This is a genomic window from Pseudonocardia alaniniphila (genome assembly GCF_022524485.1).
In the GTDB taxonomy this organism is placed as follows: domain Bacteria; phylum Actinomycetota; class Actinomycetes; order Mycobacteriales; family Pseudonocardiaceae; genus Pseudonocardia; species Pseudonocardia alaniniphila.
The window spans coordinates 158,628-175,917 of record NZ_JAKXMK010000029.1 but is presented as its reverse complement, the minus strand read 5'-3'; the positions used below and the strand labels follow the sequence as shown (position 1 = coordinate 175,917).

Annotated in this window: 16 protein-coding genes; 12 read left to right on the top strand and 4 right to left on the bottom strand. The window is 71.3% G+C overall.

Going from position 1 to position 17,290, the window contains the following annotated elements:
* The coding region (locus tag MMF94_RS30520; RefSeq protein ID WP_241040847.1) for an aromatic amino acid lyase at positions 1-317 on the bottom strand (317 nt) is incomplete at its 3' end.
* An 89-nt stretch (positions 318-406) separates the two neighbouring features.
* On the opposite strand from MMF94_RS30520, the gene MMF94_RS30515 reads away from it, so the two are divergent.
* Positions 407-1,192 carry an IclR family transcriptional regulator gene (locus tag MMF94_RS30515; protein ID WP_241040845.1) on the top strand — a complete coding sequence of 262 codons (786 nt, stop codon included), beginning with the start codon at positions 407-409 and terminating at the stop codon, positions 1,190-1,192.
* A gap of 111 nt (positions 1,193-1,303) precedes the next feature.
* On the opposite strand, the gene MMF94_RS30510 is transcribed toward MMF94_RS30515, so the two are convergent.
* The 3 genes from MMF94_RS30510 to MMF94_RS30500 all read right to left on the bottom strand — a co-directional run bounded on the left by MMF94_RS30510 (position 1,304) and on the right by MMF94_RS30500 (position 6,430).
* Complete coding sequence (locus tag MMF94_RS30510) at positions 1,304-2,944, bottom strand: purine-cytosine permease family protein (protein ID WP_241040844.1); 1,641 nt, start codon at positions 2,942-2,944, stop codon at positions 1,304-1,306.
* A gap of 1,059 nt (positions 2,945-4,003) precedes the next feature.
* Positions 4,004-6,142, bottom strand: a complete 2,139-nt coding sequence (locus MMF94_RS30505; protein WP_241040842.1) for a heavy metal translocating P-type ATPase — start codon at positions 6,140-6,142, stop codon at positions 4,004-4,006.
* Positions 6,143-6,148: 6 nt separating this feature from the next.
* The gene (locus MMF94_RS30500; protein WP_241040841.1) at positions 6,149-6,430 is read right to left on the bottom strand and encodes a DUF1490 family protein; all 282 of its coding nucleotides are present in this window, start codon (positions 6,428-6,430) and stop codon (positions 6,149-6,151) included.
* Between the two features lie 424 nt (positions 6,431-6,854).
* On the opposite strand from MMF94_RS30500, the gene MMF94_RS30495 reads away from it, so the two are divergent.
* The 11 genes from MMF94_RS30495 to MMF94_RS30445 are packed head-to-tail and all read left to right on the top strand — an operon-like array spanning position 6,855 to position 17,204.
* The gene (locus tag MMF94_RS30495) at positions 6,855-7,205 is read left to right on the top strand and encodes an NADH-quinone oxidoreductase subunit A (RefSeq protein WP_241040837.1); all 351 of its coding nucleotides are present in this window, start codon (positions 6,855-6,857) and stop codon (positions 7,203-7,205) included.
* Positions 7,196-8,392 (top strand): hypothetical protein, encoded by a 1,197-nt coding sequence (locus MMF94_RS30490; RefSeq protein ID WP_241040835.1) that lies wholly within the window; start codon positions 7,196-7,198, stop codon positions 8,390-8,392. The genes MMF94_RS30495 and MMF94_RS30490 overlap by 10 nt, the downstream gene beginning before the upstream one ends.
* A gap of 4 nt (positions 8,393-8,396) precedes the next feature.
* Positions 8,397-9,353 carry a complex I subunit 1 family protein gene (locus MMF94_RS30485; protein WP_241040833.1) on the top strand — a complete coding sequence of 319 codons (957 nt, stop codon included), beginning with the start codon at positions 8,397-8,399 and terminating at the stop codon, positions 9,351-9,353.
* Entirely contained in the window at positions 9,354-9,917 is a 564-nt protein-coding gene (locus tag MMF94_RS30480; protein ID WP_241040832.1) for an NADH-quinone oxidoreductase subunit J, read from the top strand.
* Positions 9,914-10,219 (top strand): NADH-quinone oxidoreductase subunit NuoK, encoded by a 306-nt coding sequence (gene nuoK / locus MMF94_RS30475; protein ID WP_241040831.1) that lies wholly within the window; start codon positions 9,914-9,916, stop codon positions 10,217-10,219. The genes MMF94_RS30480 and nuoK overlap by 4 nt, the downstream gene beginning before the upstream one ends.
* Positions 10,220-10,223: 4 nt before the next feature.
* A complete protein-coding gene (locus tag MMF94_RS30470) occupies positions 10,224-12,056 on the top strand; it encodes a proton-conducting transporter transmembrane domain-containing protein (RefSeq protein WP_241040830.1) in 1,833 nt (610 codons plus the stop codon).
* A gap of 5 nt (positions 12,057-12,061) precedes the next feature.
* Positions 12,062-13,570, top strand: coding sequence for a complex I subunit 4 family protein (locus MMF94_RS30465; RefSeq protein WP_241040853.1), 1,509 nt, complete (start codon positions 12,062-12,064; stop codon positions 13,568-13,570).
* A 38-nt stretch (positions 13,571-13,608) separates the two neighbouring features.
* Entirely contained in the window at positions 13,609-15,030 is a 1,422-nt protein-coding gene (locus MMF94_RS30460) for an NADH-quinone oxidoreductase subunit N (protein ID WP_241040829.1), read from the top strand.
* 56 nt (positions 15,031-15,086) lie between these two features.
* On the top strand, positions 15,087-15,584 hold the full coding sequence (locus MMF94_RS30455) for a MarR family winged helix-turn-helix transcriptional regulator (RefSeq protein WP_241040828.1): 498 nt from the start codon (positions 15,087-15,089) through the stop codon (positions 15,582-15,584).
* Entirely contained in the window at positions 15,581-16,438 is an 858-nt protein-coding gene (locus MMF94_RS30450; RefSeq protein WP_241040827.1) for an ABC transporter ATP-binding protein, read from the top strand. Before MMF94_RS30455 ends, MMF94_RS30450 begins: the two co-directional genes overlap by 4 nt.
* The gene (locus MMF94_RS30445; protein ID WP_241040825.1) at positions 16,398-17,204 is read left to right on the top strand and encodes an ABC transporter permease; all 807 of its coding nucleotides are present in this window, start codon (positions 16,398-16,400) and stop codon (positions 17,202-17,204) included. Before MMF94_RS30450 ends, MMF94_RS30445 begins: the two co-directional genes overlap by 41 nt.
* The last annotated feature ends 86 nt before the right edge of the window (positions 17,205-17,290 follow it).

The window sequence follows — 17,290 nt, the reverse complement described above, 5'->3', positions numbered from 1 at the left end:
GACAGGCGCAGCAACATCAACGCGCGCACCACCTCCCGCTCGACCTCCGGCCCCGACCCCGCCGCGTGCGACCGCACCAGGCTGCGCTGCAGCTGCCCCCGAAGCTCCACCGGAATGTGCCGGGTCGCCAACGCCCCGAACCCCGTCGACACCCCGTAGTGCGGCCGCACATCACATGCGAGCGCTTCGACGGCCTTGCGGCTTGCGGCGATCTCGTACTCCGCGTCCGCCGAGAGAACGACAGCGGCCCCCTCCCGGGCCACGGCGAGGATCTCTGTACGGGACAGCGGGCCGGTTCCGACGGTGACTGGCTGCATCAGTGCATGGGACACCGAACGCCCACCTCACCACCACATGCCACCCAAGATCACTGTCCGGGATCCCGGACAGTTGCTAGCGTCAGCTGGTGCCCGGTCAGGCGGTGAAGGTGCCCGCGGCGCACCAGGTGCTGGCCGTCCTGGGCTACCTCGCCCGACAGGCCACACCCGTGCCCGCGGCCGCGATCACCCGTGACCTGCGGCTTCCCCGCTCCACCACCTACCAGTTGCTCACCACGCTCGCCGAGAGCGGGTTCGTGGTGCACCTGGCCGACGAACGGCGCTACAGCCTCGGAGTGGCCGCTTACGAGCTCGGCACGGGGTATGTCCGGCAAGCGCCGCTACAGCGCATTGCGAGGGTGCCGCTCGGGCGGCTCGTCGACCGCACGGGACACACGGCTCACCTGGCCGTGCTGCACGGCCGGGAGGTCATCTACGTCATCGAGGAGCGCGCGCCCGGTCGCCCGCCCCTCGTCACCGACGTCGGGGTGCGGCTGCCCGCCCACCTCACCGCCAGCGGCCGGGCCATGCTCGCCGCCCTGACCAGGGCCCACGTGCGAGCGCTGTATCCGGAGCCCGACGCGTTCGTCACCCGTCACGAGGTGGGGCCGCGGTCGCTGTCGGCGCTACGCCGGATCCTGGTGGAGACCCGCCGCCGCGGCCACGCGATCGAGGACGGCGAGGTGACCCCCGGCCTCGTCTCCGTCGCCGTGGCGGTGCTCGACAGCGCGGGCTACCCCGTGGCCAGCGTGACCCTCACCTTCCCCGACTACGCACCCGCCGAGGAGCAGACCGTGCTCGTCGCCGAGGTGAACCGCACCGCCCGGGCTGTCGCCCACCGCATCGGCGGGCAGTTGCACTCGGCCACCGAGTGAGCCGGACGCGGAACCGGCCCGGCGGCCGGGACCCCGTCACACGAAGCGACGCGTCCCCGAGCCGCCGGGCCGGCGTTCCCGGGCGTGGCGCGACCTCACGCCCCGTGGCGGTCACCCACTCCGAGCCGGGAGCACGTGGTCGCCGACCTTGTCGGTGCTGAGGCACAGCGAGCACACGTGGGCATCATGCGTGTGGCAGGCGACCATGTCGGGCCGCTCGAACTCCTGACGGCAGACGTGGCAGTCGAGCACCTCGCCGGACGGGTTGCCGTGCTCGTCGTACATCGGCTCGGCGATGCCGTCGTCGTCGCGCCGGAGGTAGTACTTCCCCCGGGTCGCGAGCGCGATGATCGGGGGCAGGACCACGCCGAGGCCGATGGCGACGAGGGGCGAGAACGGCTGGACCGCCGCTCCGAGGCCACCGAAGAAGACGACGATCGAGACGCCCGCAGCGATGACCATGGAGCCGAAGCCGACCGGGTTGATCGCGTACAGCATCCCGCGACGGAACTCGGGCTTCTTCGGCGAGATCTTCAGCAGGTACTTGTTGATCGCGATGTCCGAGGCCACCACGACGACCCAGGCCATGCCGCAGTTCGCATAGAACCCGAGGATGGTGTTGAGGAAGTCGAACATGTTGGCTTCCATCAGGATCAGCGCGATCGCCAGGTTGACGCCGAGGAACACCAGCCGGCCCGGGTAGTGCTTCGTGACGCGGGTGTAGGAGTTCGTCCAGGCCAGCGACCCGGAGTAGGCGTTGGTGACGTTGATCTTGATCTGGCTGATCACGACCAGCACCACGGCGAGGGTCAGGGCGGCCCAGCCGGGCATGATGTCCTGGTAGATCTCCAGGAACTGGTGCACGGGCTGGTTGGCCACGGTGGCGCCCTCGGCGACGTTGGCGATGATGTAGACGGCCAGGAACAGCCCGATGACCTGCTTGATCGCGCCGAAGATCACCCAGCCCGGCCCGGCGAGGATCATGGCCGTCCACCAGCGCCGTGAGTTCTCCGGTGTGCGGGGCGGCATGAACCGCAGGTAGTCGATCTGCTCGGCGATCTGGGCGATGAGCGACAGGCACACACCGGCCGCGAGCATCACCGAGCCGAGGTTGGGCGCACCCTGCCCGTTCTGACCCTGGTAGGCGAAGAACGAACCCACCGAGTCGGGTTGCGTGATCAACAGGTAGGCGAACGGCAGCACCATCAGCACCAGCCACAGGGGCGTGGTCCAGACCTGCAGCTTCGACAGCAACGACATTCCGTAGACGACGAGCGGGAAGATGATCAGCGTCGACACGGCGTACCCGAGCCAGAGCGGGATGTGCAGGCCGAGTTCGAGGCCCTGCGCCATGATCGAGCCTTCGAGCGCGAAGAAGATGAAGGTGAACGTCGCGAAGATGACGTTCGTGACCACCGACCCGTAGTACCCGAACCCGCTGCCCCTGGTGATCAGATCGAGGTCCAGATTGTACCGCGCTGCGTAGAACGCGAGCGGAAACCCGGTGGCGAAGATGACGACCGCGAACACCAGGATGCCCCATAGCGCATTCGTGGTGCCGTAGGAGATTCCAATGTTTGCACCGATGGAGAAATCGGCCAGATAGGCGATGCCACCGAGCGCGGAAACAGCCACCACGCCGGTGGACCACTTCCGATAGCTGCGCGGAGCGAAGCGCAGCGTGTAGTCCTCCAAGGTTTCCCGGGCGGCGTTACCCACATCGCCTGCCCCAGTAGCGGTTTTGGTCATCATGAGCGACGGATCATGCGACACGCACTGACCTCCGACTATTCACGCTGAGATACTCCTGCGAGTATCAGTCAGCAATCGCCGGAGTCGGTTTCCGCGCGATAATGGCTGTGTTAATCCCGTGATCACGCGCGAGGACACGGTTCAGCACCCGCACCCGGTCGACAGGCCGGCCCGGGCGGGCGCAGTCACCTCGGCGAACGCCCCGAGGCGGCAGAGCCTCTTGCAGTGGCCGCCACCGTTGATCACCGATCAGGGACGGGCCACCGTGCCACAAGAGGCTCGACGTCCCGAAACAACGATCACCACCGGAGGGGGCCGTGCCGGCACGGTCCCCCGGCCGTATCGCCCCCACGCCCCGTCATGATCACCGTCTTGGGGCCGGCAACCGGGCCACACACGGTTCCGCGCCCCGAAGCGATGATCAACGTGCGACAGCGACCGTGTCAGCACAGCCCCAGGACGCACCAACCCGCACCCCCAGCGCCATGATCACCAATCGGGGACCGCCACCCGCACCGCGCACGGCTCCAGGTACCGAAATGGTGATCACGGCCCAGGCCACATAGGGCAGGCCGGACGTCCGGGCCGCGCCCCAGGCCATGATCACCGGCTGGGGACCGGCAGCAGGGCCACACACGGTTCCGCGCCCCGAAGCGATGATCAACCCGCGACGGCGACCCTGCCGGCACGGCCCGCATCAGCCCCGCGCCCGGTCATGATCGCCAACCGGGAACGGGGAACCGCGCCGCACACTGCCCCGCGTCCCACAACGGTGATCAACCTCCGAAAGGCGCACCGGAAGCCCCCGTCCCCGGCCATGATCACCAGTCCGGGACCGGCAGCAGGGCCACACACGGCTCCACGTCCCGAAATGACGATCAACACCCGCGGCGGGCGGCCCGCCCCAGTCCGCGGCCCGCCGGCCATCGCGGACCGGGCAACACGCGATCCCCAGGAGGGGCCGGGACCGGGCGGGTTCGGTTTCGTTGCGCCGGACGCCAGAGGACGCCGTCGACCCGCAGATCGGCGCCCGGCCCGTGCTCTCCCGGAAGGGGTCGGCTAGCCACCCAGCCGGTAGCGGATCAGCCGCGAACTGTTGCTCACCACGGCCACGGACGACGCGTTGTGCAGGACGGCCGCCACCACCGGGCTCATCGCTCCCCCGGCCGAGACGACGAGGCCGGCCGCGTTGACCGCGATCGACATGCCGTAGTTCTGCCGGATCAGCCCGATGCTGCGCCGCCCGAGGTCTCGTAGGTCGAGGAGTTTGCGCAGGTCGTCGCCGGCCAGGGCGACGTCGGCGGTCTCGACCGCCACGTCGGTGCCCGCCACGCCCATCGCGATGCCGATGTCGGCGAGCGCCAGTGCGGGGGCGTCGTTGGTGCCGTCGCCCACCATCGCGACGGTGTATCCCTCGTCCTGCATGGATCGGACGAGATCCTGCTTCATCTCGGGCGAGACCTGCGCCTGGAACTCCTCGATCCCGAGCTCGGCGGCCACGGCGGCGGCCGTTTCCGAGTGGTCGCCGGTGAGGAGCACGATCCGGCGCACGCCGTCGGCGCGCAGCGCGTCGAGCACCTCGCGGGACTCCGGCCGCAGCGTGTCCCGCAGCGACACGAGGCCGACCAGGGTGCCGTCCACAGCCAGCAGCAGGGGGGTCTCGGCGGCCGCTTGCAGCCTGCGGACCCAGTCGCCGGCCGCGGCACTGATCGGGATCCCCTCCTGCGCCAGCAGCTCGCGGCTGCCGATCAGCAGGATCCGCCCGTCGGACTCCACCCGCATCCCCTGCCCGAGCAGCACCTCGCACTCCTCGTGCGGCGGGATCGTGATGAGCCGTTCCTCCGTGGACCGGATGACGGCCTGGGCGAGCGGATGCCGCGAGTGGATCTCCGAGCTCGCCGCGTAGGCGAGTACCTGCTCCGGTGTCCAGGCGTCGTGGAAGGAGACGACGTTGGTGACGATCGGGTGGCCGATCGTGAGCGTGCCGGTCTTGTCGAAGATCACCGCGTCCATGCGACCGGCTGCCTCGAGGTGCGCGCCGCCCTTGATCAGGATCCCGCGCCGGGCGCCGTTGCCGATGGCGGCGCTGATCGCCGTGGGTGTGGCCAACCCGACCGCGCACGGGCATGCGACCAGCAGCATCGTCATGGCGCGCCGGACGTCACGGGTGACCAGCAGCGTGAGCGCCGACAGCGCGAACGACGTGGGCACGAAGCGGCGGGAGAAGTTCTCGCCCACGGTCTGGATCGGCGCCCGGTCCTGCTGGGCCTGCTCGACCCGGTTGATGATGCGTCCGATCGCGCTGTCGCGGCCCACCGCCGATGCCCGCACCACCAGCCGTCCGCGCAGCACCACGGTGCCTGCGTAGAGCGACCTGCCGGGCGCGACGGTGATGGGCAGCTGCTCACCGGTGATCGCCGCCTGGTCGACGATGCCCTCACCCTCGACGATCACTCCGTCGACGGGCAGCACGACATGCTCGTGCACCACCACCTGGTCGCCGATCCCGAGCTGGTCGATGTCGACCTCGAGCTCGGTGCCGTCCGCGAGCCGGATCCAGGCCCTGGTCTGCGCGCCGGTGAGCAGCTCGGAGATCGCCCGCCGGCTGCGGCGCAGCGTCAGGTCCTGCAGGTACTCGCCGATGTTGAGCAACCACAGCACCGTGAGCGCGACGACGTTCTCCCGCAGCACCAGGCTGGCAACGGTGGCCGCGGAGACGAGTGCGTCGGTGCCGGCTCCTCTGCGGCCCGTGAGCGAGCGCAGGGCACCGCGCAGGAACGGATAGCCGGTGAAGATCGTGACCCCGGTGGCCACCGTGCGACTGGTGGGCCCGAGCATCGGGGGCCTGCGCAGCCCGTACCGGCGCAGTCCCAGCCCGGCCAGCGCCAGCCCGCCCACGACCAGGCGGACGAGTCCGCCGTTGGTGGTGTCCGCCGAACGCGGAGTGCGCTCGGCGGTGGCCTGGGGGTCGGCACCCAGTCCCTTGCCGATCGCCTCGACGAGCTCGGTGCGGTCGCAGCGCTGCGGGTCGAACCAGACGACGACGTTGCCGGTGCGCGGGTAGGCGTACACCTGACGCACGTGCGGCACGGCGTCGACGGCATCCTCGACCGCGACGGCGAGTGGCGGACTACCGATCAGCTCCGGAGCATCGAACCGGACGCGGCCGGCCGCATCCGATACAACGGTGATCGCCACGCGTGCCTAGTGCTCGTGGTTGTGGATCGACGCCGCTCCGCCGGGAGCAGGTGACTGTTCGCCGACCTTGTCCCGCGCCTCGCTGACGATGTCGGCGGTGGTGAGCCGGGCCTTCTCGGCTCCGGTCTCTGCGAGCCGCGCTCCTCGCAGCCCCCACGAGGTGACGGTGACCGCCGCGCCGTGGAACACGTCGCTGCGCATCAGTCTCTTGACCCCGTCGTAGGCGACTGCACCTACCGCGCCGCTGGCCACCAATCCTGTGGCCTTGCCCAGGAATCCGCCGATCATCTCACCAGCTCCTCGTCCGCAAGAAACCTGGTGAGCGTACGTGACAGCCTCCCGCATATTCGGCCTTCTCCGCCCATATGGCCGACCATAATGACATGATAACGATCACCATTTGCGGTCAGTAGTCGGTTCGTACCAGCCCGTTGAACCCGGAGGCGGGCGCTCCCCTCGCCCATCTCCGGGAGTCACCGTTCAGCACAAAACGCGCACCGAATGTGATGGCGTTACAGCGGCGATTCCTTGCCGGTACAGAAGAATCATGAACAATCAGACTTAACGGTCACCTCGCGGCCCGACCCGGGCGCTCCGAAGCGGTGGCGACATGAGTACCCGGACGAGCGCTCCGGGTGGACACCGCTCCACGGCTGGGCAACGATGCCCGTGCGGGGTATAGGTATCAATCGAGTGAACGGGAGGAGTGCCGATGGCCGAGTTCCGGCCGGTGCTCGTCCTGCTCGGCGTCGTCGTGGCGGCAGTGCTGCTGATCTACGGGGCGTCCCGCATGCTCTCCGTACGCCCGCCGGCGCTGGAGGTCGCCCCGTTCAGCGGCGGCCTGCCCCCGGCCCAGCACGCGTTCTCCCGCTTCCACGTCCGGTGGTACCCCGTGACGATGGTCTTCCTGGCCTTCGACATGGAGATGGTGTTCATGTACCCGTGGACGCTCGTCGTGTCGCGGGTCGGCCCGGCGGCGGTGATCGAGATGTTCACGTTCCTGGCCATCCTGCTGGCCGGGGTCGTCTACGCGTGGCGGGAGGGAGCCCTGCGGTGGACCTGACCGCCCGCCTGCTGCGCTTCGCCGCCGCTCGGCCGCACGTGCTGGTCGTGCCGGCTGTCGGCGGCACCGCCCAGCGCCTGGCGGTCGAGGCCGAGCTCGCCAGGCGTGGCTGGCCCGTCGCTCCGAGTCCGGCCGACACCGATGTGCTGGTGGTGGCGGGAACCCCCGGACCGGAGCTCGCAGCCGTTGTCGAACGGCTGTGGCAGCAGATACCCGCCCCACGCGCCCGCGTGGACGTCGCGACGGCGAGCACAGCCGCGCCCGCACTGGACCGGGCCGCGGCGGACCTCGCCGACACCGCCCGGCAACGCCGCGAACCCGCCCGGCCCTCCACCCATGCCCGGCACGGAGAACACCGCGAACCCCTGCCGAGCGAGCGCGGCACGGAACACGGCGAGCACGAGCAGCACGAACACGGCGAGCATCAACCCGGCTCGCACCAGCACGCCGGTCATCAGCAGAGCGGGCATCATCAGCACGGCGGCGGGATGGGGATGGCGGGTGGGCTGCCGATGGCCGACGTCGGCCCGGACCGCGACGGGCTGATGCTCGACCGGTTGCGCGTCCCGCTCGGCCCGGTTCTGCCCGACTGGCCCGCCGGCCTGGTCGTCGACGTGGTCCTCCAGGGCGACGTCGTGCAGGAGGCCAGTGCCCGGGTCCTCGATCCGCCTGCCCACGACCACGCCGCCCTGCCGGCGTTCTGGAGCGATGCGGACAGCAGCGTGGAGCACACGCGCCGTCGCGCGGCCCGCCACCTCGACGCCCTGGCCCGCCTGCTCGGCACAGCAGGCTGGGGCGACCCCGCGGCCACGGCCCGCCACCTGCGTGACGAGCTCCTCGCCGGCGCCCCGGAGCAGGCGCTACGTCCGCGTGCGGATGCGCTGGTGGAGAGGGTCCGTCGGTCACGCATGCTGCGCCGGATGCTGCGCGGGGTCGGCTCCGGCGCGGGCGATGTCACCGCGCTGCTGGCCGCCCGGCTCGCGGCTCTGCCGACCGCGCTGGCCGCCGTCGACGACCCCGCGCACGCTGACGACGACCCCGGCGACACCGACACCCGCACTCCCGACGAGCTGGCGGCGCTGCTCGTCGGGGCCGAGCTCGCCGCAGCGCGGCTGATCGTCGCGGCCGTGGACCCGGACACCGACCGCATCACCGTCCCCCGAGCGGGACAGGCACCGCATGGGTGAGCCGATGCCCACCGAGTTGCCCGGCGCACTGCCCGTGTGGTGGGTCCTGCTGTTGCCGCTCCTCCTCGCGCTGGCGGCGTGGGCGACCACCGCGTTCGACACCGCCCTCACCGCGCGCGCCGCCGGACGACCGACCGGTCCGGTCCCTGCCACGCTTGCGCCGCTGCGCGAGTCCGCGCGGCTGCTGGTCGGGCAGCGCCGTCGCACGGTCGCCGCGGATCCGGTGCTCTGGCGGCTCGGCACCGCGGTGCTGCCGGTGGCCGCGGTGCTCGCCGCCGCCGTCCTCCCGCTCGGGTCGCGGCCCGTGGCCGATCTCGCGGTCGGCGTCGTCTGGTTCAACGCCATGGAGGTACTGGCGTGGGCCGCGGTCTGGATGGCCGGGTGGGGACCCGACAGCACGCTGAGCCTGGTCGGCGGCTACCGGTTCGTCGCGCAGGGCCTGGCGTACGAGCTACCGCACATGTTCGCGATCATCACCGCCGCGCTGGGTGCGCAGAGCCTCCGGATCACCGACATCGTCGCTGCCCAGCAGGGCCTGTGGTTCGTGGCGATCATGCCGGTCGCCTTCGTCGTGTACCTGGTCTCCGCCGCGGCCATGGCGTTCTGGGGCCCGTTCGACGCGCCGGTGGATCGCGGCGTCGCGGGCGGGGCCGCCGCGGAACTGTCCGGCGTCGACCGGCTCGTGTTCGCAGGCGGGCGGTGGCTGTTGCTGGTGGTGGCCGCCGCCATGGCGGTACCGCTGTTCCTCGGCGGCGGCAACGGGCCGTGGCTGCCCGCCTGGCTGTGGGTGGCGATCAAGACCGCGGCGGTGCTCGGCGCCGTGGTGTGGCTGCGCCACCGCTTCCCGACGATCCGTATGGATCGCTGGACCGAGTTCTCCTGGATCGTGCTGGTCCCGCTCATGATCGCCCAGGCGCTGGCCGTCGCGCTCGTCGTGCTCGGCCGCGGAGGAGGGATGTGAATGGCCTCGACCGCCCTGTTCTGGATCCTCGCGATCGCCGCGGTGGTCTCCGGGTTCGCGGTGTTCCGGCTGGGCTCGATGGCACGGGTGACGTTCGCGCTGCTCGGCTCGTTCCTGGCCGTCGCCGGTCTCGTGCTGCTTCTCGGGCTCGGCTACCTCGGGGTGCTCATCGCCCTGATGATGGTGATCGAGATGGTCATCATGGCGGTTTTCATGATCATGTACATGATGAACCCCGCCGGGCTGATGCCGATGGCGATGTATCACAACAAGGCGGGCTCGATGGCGATCGCGATCGCCACCTTCGTCGCGCTCGCCGCCGGGATCCTGCTGGTCGACTGGCCCGCGCGCCGCGGGTCACCGGCTCCGGACCTGACGTTCGCACTCGGCGAGGCCCTGATGGGCGGCCAGATGCTGACCATGATGACGCTCGGCGTGGCCCTCTTCGCCACGATCGTCACCTCCGTCGTGCTGGCCACGAACCGCGGCCGCTACGACCGGTTCGGCGACGACCTACGCACCCGGCCCGCCGACGACCCCGCGGCCGGGAGGGCCGGACGGTGACCCTCCAGCTGTTCCTTCTCGCAGCGGCCGCGCTCTTCGCGATCGGCCTCTACGGGGCGCTGTCACAGCAGTCGATCGTGATGCTCATGATGGGCTTGGAGCTCATGCTGAACGGCGTCATCCTCGCCACGGCGGCGTTCTGGTACTTCCTCGCCCCCGGCGGCACCGACGGCCAGGTCCTCATCGTCGTGATCATCACCGCGATGGCGGTGGAGATGGCTGCCGGGTTCGCCGTGGTCACCGCGATCTACCGCGCTCGCCAGGTCGACATGACCGACAGCGCGACCGACCTGCGGGGCTGACCGGATGCCCGCATCGGCGCTGTTGTGCTCGCTCGTCGCAGTCCCAGTCGGGGCCGGTGGCATCCTCGCCCTCGCCGGTCGCCGGGCCGACCGCTTCGCCGCGCCCGTCTCGGCCCTGCTCGCGGCGGCGGTGCTGGCGCTCGCGATCGCCGCCGCGGTGCTCCGCCCGACCGCCGATGCGCCGCTGTTCGCCGGGATCCGCGCCGGGCTGGCGGTGGACGGGCTGTCCGCAACGATGGTGGTCACGGTCTCCGGCGCTCTTCTCGCGGTGCTGCTGGTCGCGGCGGGCGAGCCCGGGCTGCGCACCGGCCGATTCGTCGGCCTGATGCTGCTGTTCGCCGGAGCGATGCTGATGACGGTCACCGCCACCACGCTCGCCGTGCTGCTGATGGCGTGGGAGGTGATGGGCGCGACCAGCTGGGCGCTGATCGCCTACCACCGGGGTGACCCCGCTGCCGTCCGTGCCGCCCACACCGCATTTCTCACCACCCGCACCGCCGACCTCGGCCTGTACCTCGCCACGGGTGCGGCGCTGGCCGGCGGGATCGGCTCGCTCGGCCTCTCGGCCCTGCCCGCCACACAGGGCGGCTGGCTGCACCTCGTCGCCGCCGGTGTGGTGGTGGCGGCGCTGGGCAAGTCGGCGCAGCTGCCGTTCAGCTTCTGGCTCTCCGGTGCGATGCGGGGGCCGAGCCCGGTCTCGGCGCTGCTGCACTCGGCGACCATGGTGGCCGCGGGCGCGTACCTGCTGCTACGCCTGGCGCCGCTGCTGGAGGCCAGCGGATGGGCGGCCCCGGCCGTGGCCTGGACCGGTGTGGCCACCGCCGTGCTGCTCGGGCTCGTCGCGGTCGCCCAGAGCGACCTCAAGCAGCTGCTGGCCGCGTCGACCTGCGCGCAGATCGGCTACATGGTGCTCGCCGCAGGCGTCGGCGGAACGGCTGCCGGCACGCTGCAGCTGGTGGCGCACGCTGCCACGAAGAGCCTGCTGTTCCTCGTCGCCGGGGTCTGGCTGGTCACGCTCGGCACGCGCAGGCTGGACGGTCTGCGCGGCGCGGCCCGGCGGTTCCGGCTGGTCGGACTCACCTTCACCGTCGGTGCGCTGACCCTTGCCGGGATCCCGCCGCTCTCGCTGTGGGCCACCAAGGACTCGGTGCTGGCCGCCGCTCTCGAACGCTCGCCCGCCCTCTACGCGGCCGGGCTCGCCGCCGCGGTGATCGCCGCGTGCTACAGCGTCAAGGCCCTCTGGTACGTGTGGCAGCCCGCTGTGTCCGGTACCGGGCGGATCGAGCGGGAGCCTGCCAATCGCGTCGCCGCTGTGGTGCGTCCGCCGCTCGTCGTACTCGCCCTGCTCGCGGCAGGGCTCGGCCTGCTGCCCCTCCTCGCAACCGGCGTTCTCGCGCCCGTCCCGGCGCCGGCCGGATGGGAGCCGGCCGTGTCCGCGGTCCTCGCTCTCGGTGCCGCGGCGTTGACCTGGGGTCTGGCCGCGCGGCTCCCGGCACCGGCGCTGCTGCACGGATGGCTCGGGATCGAGCGCGCGGTGCACGCGGTGCTGGTGCGCCCGGCACTCGCCCTCGCCTCGGCGCTCGCCCGGTTCGACGACCGGGTGCTCGACCGGGCTGTCGATGGTGCCGGCCGTGCCACGCTCCGTGCGGCGCGGATGCTGGACCGGCGGGCCGAGCACCCCCTCGACTCGGGTGTGAGCGCCATCGCCGCAGCTGCGCGGGCCCTCGGCCGGTGGGCCCGGCGGCCGCAGACCGGGCAGCTGCACCAGTACTACGCACAGATGGCCGTCGGCTTCGCCGTTCTGGCCGCGCTCGCCGTCGTGATCACGGTGCGGTGAGCGCGATGCTGTCGCTGATCGTGTTCCTGCCCGCCGCGGTCGCGGCAGCGCTGCTGTGTGTGCCCGCCGGTGTGCCGCGCCGCGTGTTCGTCGCCGCGTGGATCGCCACCGGCCTCGCGGACATCGGGCTGCTCGTCGCCGTCTGGGTGGGGCTGCCCGCCCCACCCGCATTCGGCTTCGAGGAGAAGCTCCCGTGGATCCCGACCGCCGGGATCTCCTACCACGTCGGCGTGGACGGCCTGTCGGTCCCGCTGCTCATGCTCACGGCAGTGCTGTTCACGACGTGCGCGGTGTTCGCGCTGCGGGAGACCCGCCGGGTGAAGGCCTACGTGGCGCTGTTCCTCGCCCTGCAGACGGTGTGTCTCGGCGTGTTCGTGGCGCTCGACCTGATCCTGTTCTTCCTGTTCTTCGATCTCTCGATCGTGTTCATGTACTTCCTGATCGCCGGGTGGGGCCACGGCGAACGGGGGCGGGCGGCGGCGCTGAAGTTCTTCCTCTACACGTTCCTGGGCTCGCTGGCCCTGCTGCTCGGGTTCATCCTGTTGTTCCTGGCCGCCGAGCCGCACACGTTCGACGTCCCGGAGCTGGTCGCGGCCAACCCGCTGGCAGGCGGCGGGCTCTACGCCGGTCTGGCGTTGCTCGCGATCGGTGTCGGGCTGGCGGTGAAGACCCCGACGGTCCCGTTCCACACCTGGCTGCCGCCCGCTCATACCGAGGCACCCGCCACCGGCTCGGCGATCCTCGCCGGGGTGCTGCTGAAGCTCGGCACCTACGGGTTCGTGCGTATCGCGATGCCGGTGCTGCCCAGCTCCTGGCGGCAGTACGCGCTGGTCGTGGTGGTCGTCGGGGTGGTGTCGGTGGTCTACGGAGCGCTGGTCGCGCTCGCCCAGAGCAACCTCAAGCGCATGATCGCCTACACCTCGGTCAACCACATGGGCTACGTCCTGCTCGGGATCGGCGCGGCAGGACTCGTCGCCGGCACCGACGAGCAGGCCCGCCAGCTCGCGACCACCGGAGCCGTGACCCAGATGGTGTCCCACGGACTGATCACCGGTGCCCTGTTCCTGCTGACGGGGGTCCTGTACGACCGAGGCCGCACGTACGACATGGCGGAGTACTCGGGGCTCGCGCCGCGCACGCCCCGCTTCGCCACGCTGTTCGCGGTGGCCGCGTTCGCCTCGCTCGGGCTGCCGGGGTTCTCCGGGTTCATCGCCGAGTTCCAGATCTTCACCGGGTCGCTGTCCTCCGCGCCGGTGGCCACGGCGGTGGCGGTCACCGGCATCCTGGTCACCGCGGGGCTCTTCCTGCTCGCACTGCAGCGGCTCTTCCTCGGCCCGCTGCGGGTTCCCGACGCTCCGGGCACTCCCCACCCGTTCCCCGACCTGCGCGCCGGCGAGGCGGCGGCGATCATCCCGCTGCTCGTCCTCGCCACGGTCATCGGCGTAGCGCCCCGGTTCCTGCTCGACGTCATCGAACCGGCCGCACTGACCGTCAACCAGCTGGTCTCGCGGTGAGCCGACGACCGGCACGGCGCGGGTGACGACGGGTGCCGATGACGAACGAGAACCCCGCCGCGCTGATCCCGGAACTGGCGCTGCTCTGCGGTGCCGTGCTCGGGCTGCTCGTGGGGGCGTGGCTCCCACGACGGCGCCAGCGGCCGGTCCGGCTGCTCGCCGCCGCAGCCTGCGTCGTCGGGCTCGTCGCGACCGGCGTGGCCGCGACCGCCCCTCCGCAGGTCGTGTTCGGCAGCAGCTACGCGGTGGACACCGCCACCAACGCCACTCGCGCGATCGTGCTCGTCGCCACCCTGCTCGCCCTCTGGCTCGCGGCCGACACGGTGGACGGGCACCCCCGGGAGAGCGAGTTCTCCGTGCTGCTGCAGCTCGGCGCCCTCGGGACGATCCTGCTGGCGGGCGCGGCCGACCTGTTGTTGTTGTTCGCGGCGTTCCTGCTGGCCAGCGTGCCGATGTACGGCCTGGCCGGCTGGGCGAAGGCCGGGCGGGCCACCGAGGCCGCGATGAAGTACTACCTGTCCGGTGCGTTCGCGGGCGTCGCGATGCTCGCGGGCACCGCCCTGCTCTACGCGGCAGGCGGCGCCACGGGGTATGCCGCTCTGCGTGCCGGGCTCGGCACGGGTCCTGCCACCGTCGCCGCGGTGGGGCTGGTCGCCGTGCTCGCGGGACTCGCGTTCAAGGCGAGCGCCGTGCCCGCCCATTTCTGGGTTCCGGACGTCACCGACGGCACTCCGGCCGCGGTCGCGGCCGTGATCACCACGATTCCCAAGATCGGCGCGCTCGCCGGTGCCTACCGGCTCCTCGACGTCGCGATCCCCGAGCAGGTCATCGACTGGCCGCTGCTCCTGGCGGTGCTCTCCGCGCTGTCCATGACGCTCGGCAACCTCGCGGCGTTCTTCCAGAGCTCGGTGCAGCGACTGCTCGCCTACTCGACCGTCTCGCAGGTCGGATACCTGCTGATCGCCGTGAGCGTCGCCGGGCGGTCCGCCGAGGCGCTGCCCGGACTGCTGTTCTACCTCGCCGGCTACGCCGTGACGAACCTCGGCGCGTTCGCCGTGGTCGCCGCCCTGCCGGCCGCTCGCACGCTCGACGACTACCGCGGTCTGGCACGCCGCCTGCCCGGCCTGGCAGCGGCGCTCGTCGTGTGTCTGCTCGGGCTGGTCGGCACTCCGCCGACCGCGGTGTTCCTCGGCAAGCTGACCGTCTTCACCGCCGCCATCGACGGGGGCTTCGCATGGCTGGCCGTCCTCGCCGTGGTCAACACGGTGGCCAGCGTCTTCTACTACCTGCGCTGGATCGCGCCGGCATTCCGCGGCTCCGACCCGGAGCGGGAGGACGTCCTGAGCCCGGCCGGAATCCGCACCCGGAGCAGCGCTCTCACTGCAGCCGCCCTGTCGCTGCTGCTCGGGATCGCCGGTGGCGCGGTGCTGCCCGTCCTCACCGGTTCACTCCTCGGCTGACGCGTGATCATGTCTGCGGCAGATTAACTCTGCTTCAGAGGTATATGCTGCCGGGCATGCCACCGCCCCGCACCCCTGCTACCGCTGACGCCGTCTCCGACGCGTTGATGCCCGCCATCGGCGCGCTGCGCAGGCTGCTGCGCCGGGCCGCCGGCCACATGTTCGAGCGCGACACGCTCTCGGTGTCGCAGCGGGAGGTGCTGGCGGCGGTCAGCAAGCGCCCGGGCAGCCCCGTGGCGGATGTCGCCCAGGAGCTCGGACTGGCCCCCAACAGCGTCTCGACGATCGTCACGCAGCTCGTCGGAGCGGGTCACATGGTGCGCGAGACCGATCCGCTCGACCGACGCGTCGGGCGGCTCACCCTCACGCCGCGAGCCCAGGAGAAGGCAACGCTCGTCAGGGAGCGGCGGCGCAGTGTGCTGCACGACGCGCTGGACCGGCTCAGCCCCCAGCAGGTTGCCGACCTGGCCACCGGCATCGACGCGCTGGAGGCGCTGGCCGAGGCGCTGCGGGTGCTGGAGCGCGAGCACGAACGCGAGGAGGTGAAGCCGTGAGCGAGTCGGCCACGCGTTCGGACGAGGCGTCGGCGCGCGAAGCGGAACCGGCGATCGCGCTCGAGTGCACGGGGCTGGTCCACCGGTTCGGCGAGACCGTCGCCGTCGACCACCTGGACCTACGCATCAACGCGGGCGAGGTGGTCGGGCTGCTCGGCCCCAACGGGGCGGGCAAGACCACCACGATCCGCGTGCTGAACACGCTGCTCCCCGTGCAGGAGGGCAGCGTCCGTGTCTTCGGGCTCGACGTCCGCCGCCATGCCACCGATGTTCGCCGCAAGCTCGGCTACGTGCCTCAGCAGCTCTCCATCGAGGCGGCGCTCACCGGGCGGCAGAACGTGATGTGGTTCGCCCGGCTGTTCGACGTGCCCCGGGCCGAGCGGCCGGCGCGGGTCGACGAGGCGCTGGGCGCGATGGACCTGCTCCCCGTCGCCGACCGCAAGGCGGGCACCTACTCCGGCGGCATGATCCGCCGGCTCGAGCTCGCCCAGGCGCTGGTGAACCATCCCCCACTGCTCGTGCTCGACGAGCCGACGGTCGGGCTCGACCCGATCGCCCGCGCCGGGGTGTGGGAGCGGGTGCGCCAGATGCGTGCCGACTACGGCATGACCGTGCTGCTGACCACGCACTACATGGAAGAGGCCGACGAGCTGTGCGACGTCGTGGCCCTCATGCACCGGGGCAGGCTGCGGGTCACCGGCTCCCCCGCCGCCCTGCGCGCCGAGATCGGCCCGGACGCCACGCTCGACGACGTGTTCCGCAAGTACGCCGGTGCCGACCTGGCCGACGCCGAGGAGCAGAAGGGGATGAGGGATGTCCGTCGCAGTCGCAACACCGCCCGTAAGCTGGGCTGAGCCCGTCCGCCTGCTCGGGGCGCGGACGTGGGCGCTCAGCCTGGTCGAGCTGCAGAAGCTCCGCAGCGACCAGACCGAGCTCGTCACGCGCATGGCGCAGCCGGTGCTGTGGCTGCTCGTCTTCGGCACGATCTTCAACCGCATCCGGGCGATCCCGACCGGCGACCTGTCCTACCTCGCGTACCTGACGCCCGGCATCCTCGCCCAGTCCGCCCTGTTCATCTCGATCTTCCTCGGCATCCAGATCATCTGGGACCGCGATGCCGGCATCCTCACCAAGGTCATGGTGACGCCCACGCCGCGGGCCGCGATCGTGCTGGCCAAGGCGTTCGCCGCGGGAGTGCGAGGTCTCGCGCCCGTCGTCGTGCTCGTGCCCGTGGCGTTGTTGCTCGGCGTGTCCATCACCGTCAACCCGCTCGAGCTGATCGGCGCCGCCGTCGCGCTGATGCTCGGCGCCGGCTTCTTCGCCTGCCTGTCGATGGCGATCGCGGGCGTCGCCCAGACCCGTGACCGCCTGATGGGCATCGGACAGCTCATGACGATGCCGCTGTTCTTCGCGTCGAACGCGCTCTATCCGATCGAGCTGATGCCCACCTGGCTCCAGGTGATCAGCCGGATCAACCCGCTGACCTACCTCGTCGACGCCCTGCGCGGGCTGCTCGTCGGCGCACCTGCCGACATCGGGCTCGACTTCGCGGTTCTCGTCGTCGCCGCCGTCGTGGGGATCATGGGGGCGGCATCGCTCCTGGGCCGGCTGGTGCGCTGAACCGACGCCGGCCGGGCCGATGGGTCCCGTGATCTGCCCCGTCGAGGTGCTGCCCGCCCGCCACCGAGCGGGCAACATCGGGGAGG

Coding starts and splice junctions, on each gene's coding strand:
- MMF94_RS30510 (WP_241040844.1), bottom strand. CDS start 2,944: ATGATGACCAAAACCGCTACTGGGGCAGGCGATGTGGGTAACGCCGCC.
- MMF94_RS30500 (WP_241040841.1), bottom strand. CDS start 6,430: ATGATCGGCGGATTCCTGGGCAAGGCCACAGGATTGGTGGCCAGCGGC.
- MMF94_RS30495 (WP_241040837.1), top strand. CDS start 6,855: ATGGCCGAGTTCCGGCCGGTGCTCGTCCTGCTCGGCGTCGTCGTGGCG.
- MMF94_RS30485 (WP_241040833.1), top strand. CDS start 8,397: ATGCCCACCGAGTTGCCCGGCGCACTGCCCGTGTGGTGGGTCCTGCTG.
- MMF94_RS30480 (WP_241040832.1), top strand. CDS start 9,354: ATGGCCTCGACCGCCCTGTTCTGGATCCTCGCGATCGCCGCGGTGGTC.
- MMF94_RS30470 (WP_241040830.1), top strand. CDS start 10,224: ATGCCCGCATCGGCGCTGTTGTGCTCGCTCGTCGCAGTCCCAGTCGGG.
- MMF94_RS30465 (WP_241040853.1), top strand. CDS start 12,062: ATGCTGTCGCTGATCGTGTTCCTGCCCGCCGCGGTCGCGGCAGCGCTG.
- MMF94_RS30460 (WP_241040829.1), top strand. CDS start 13,609: ATGACGAACGAGAACCCCGCCGCGCTGATCCCGGAACTGGCGCTGCTC.
- MMF94_RS30455 (WP_241040828.1), top strand. CDS start 15,087: ATGCCACCGCCCCGCACCCCTGCTACCGCTGACGCCGTCTCCGACGCG.
- MMF94_RS30445 (WP_241040825.1), top strand. CDS start 16,398: ATGTCCGTCGCAGTCGCAACACCGCCCGTAAGCTGGGCTGAGCCCGTC.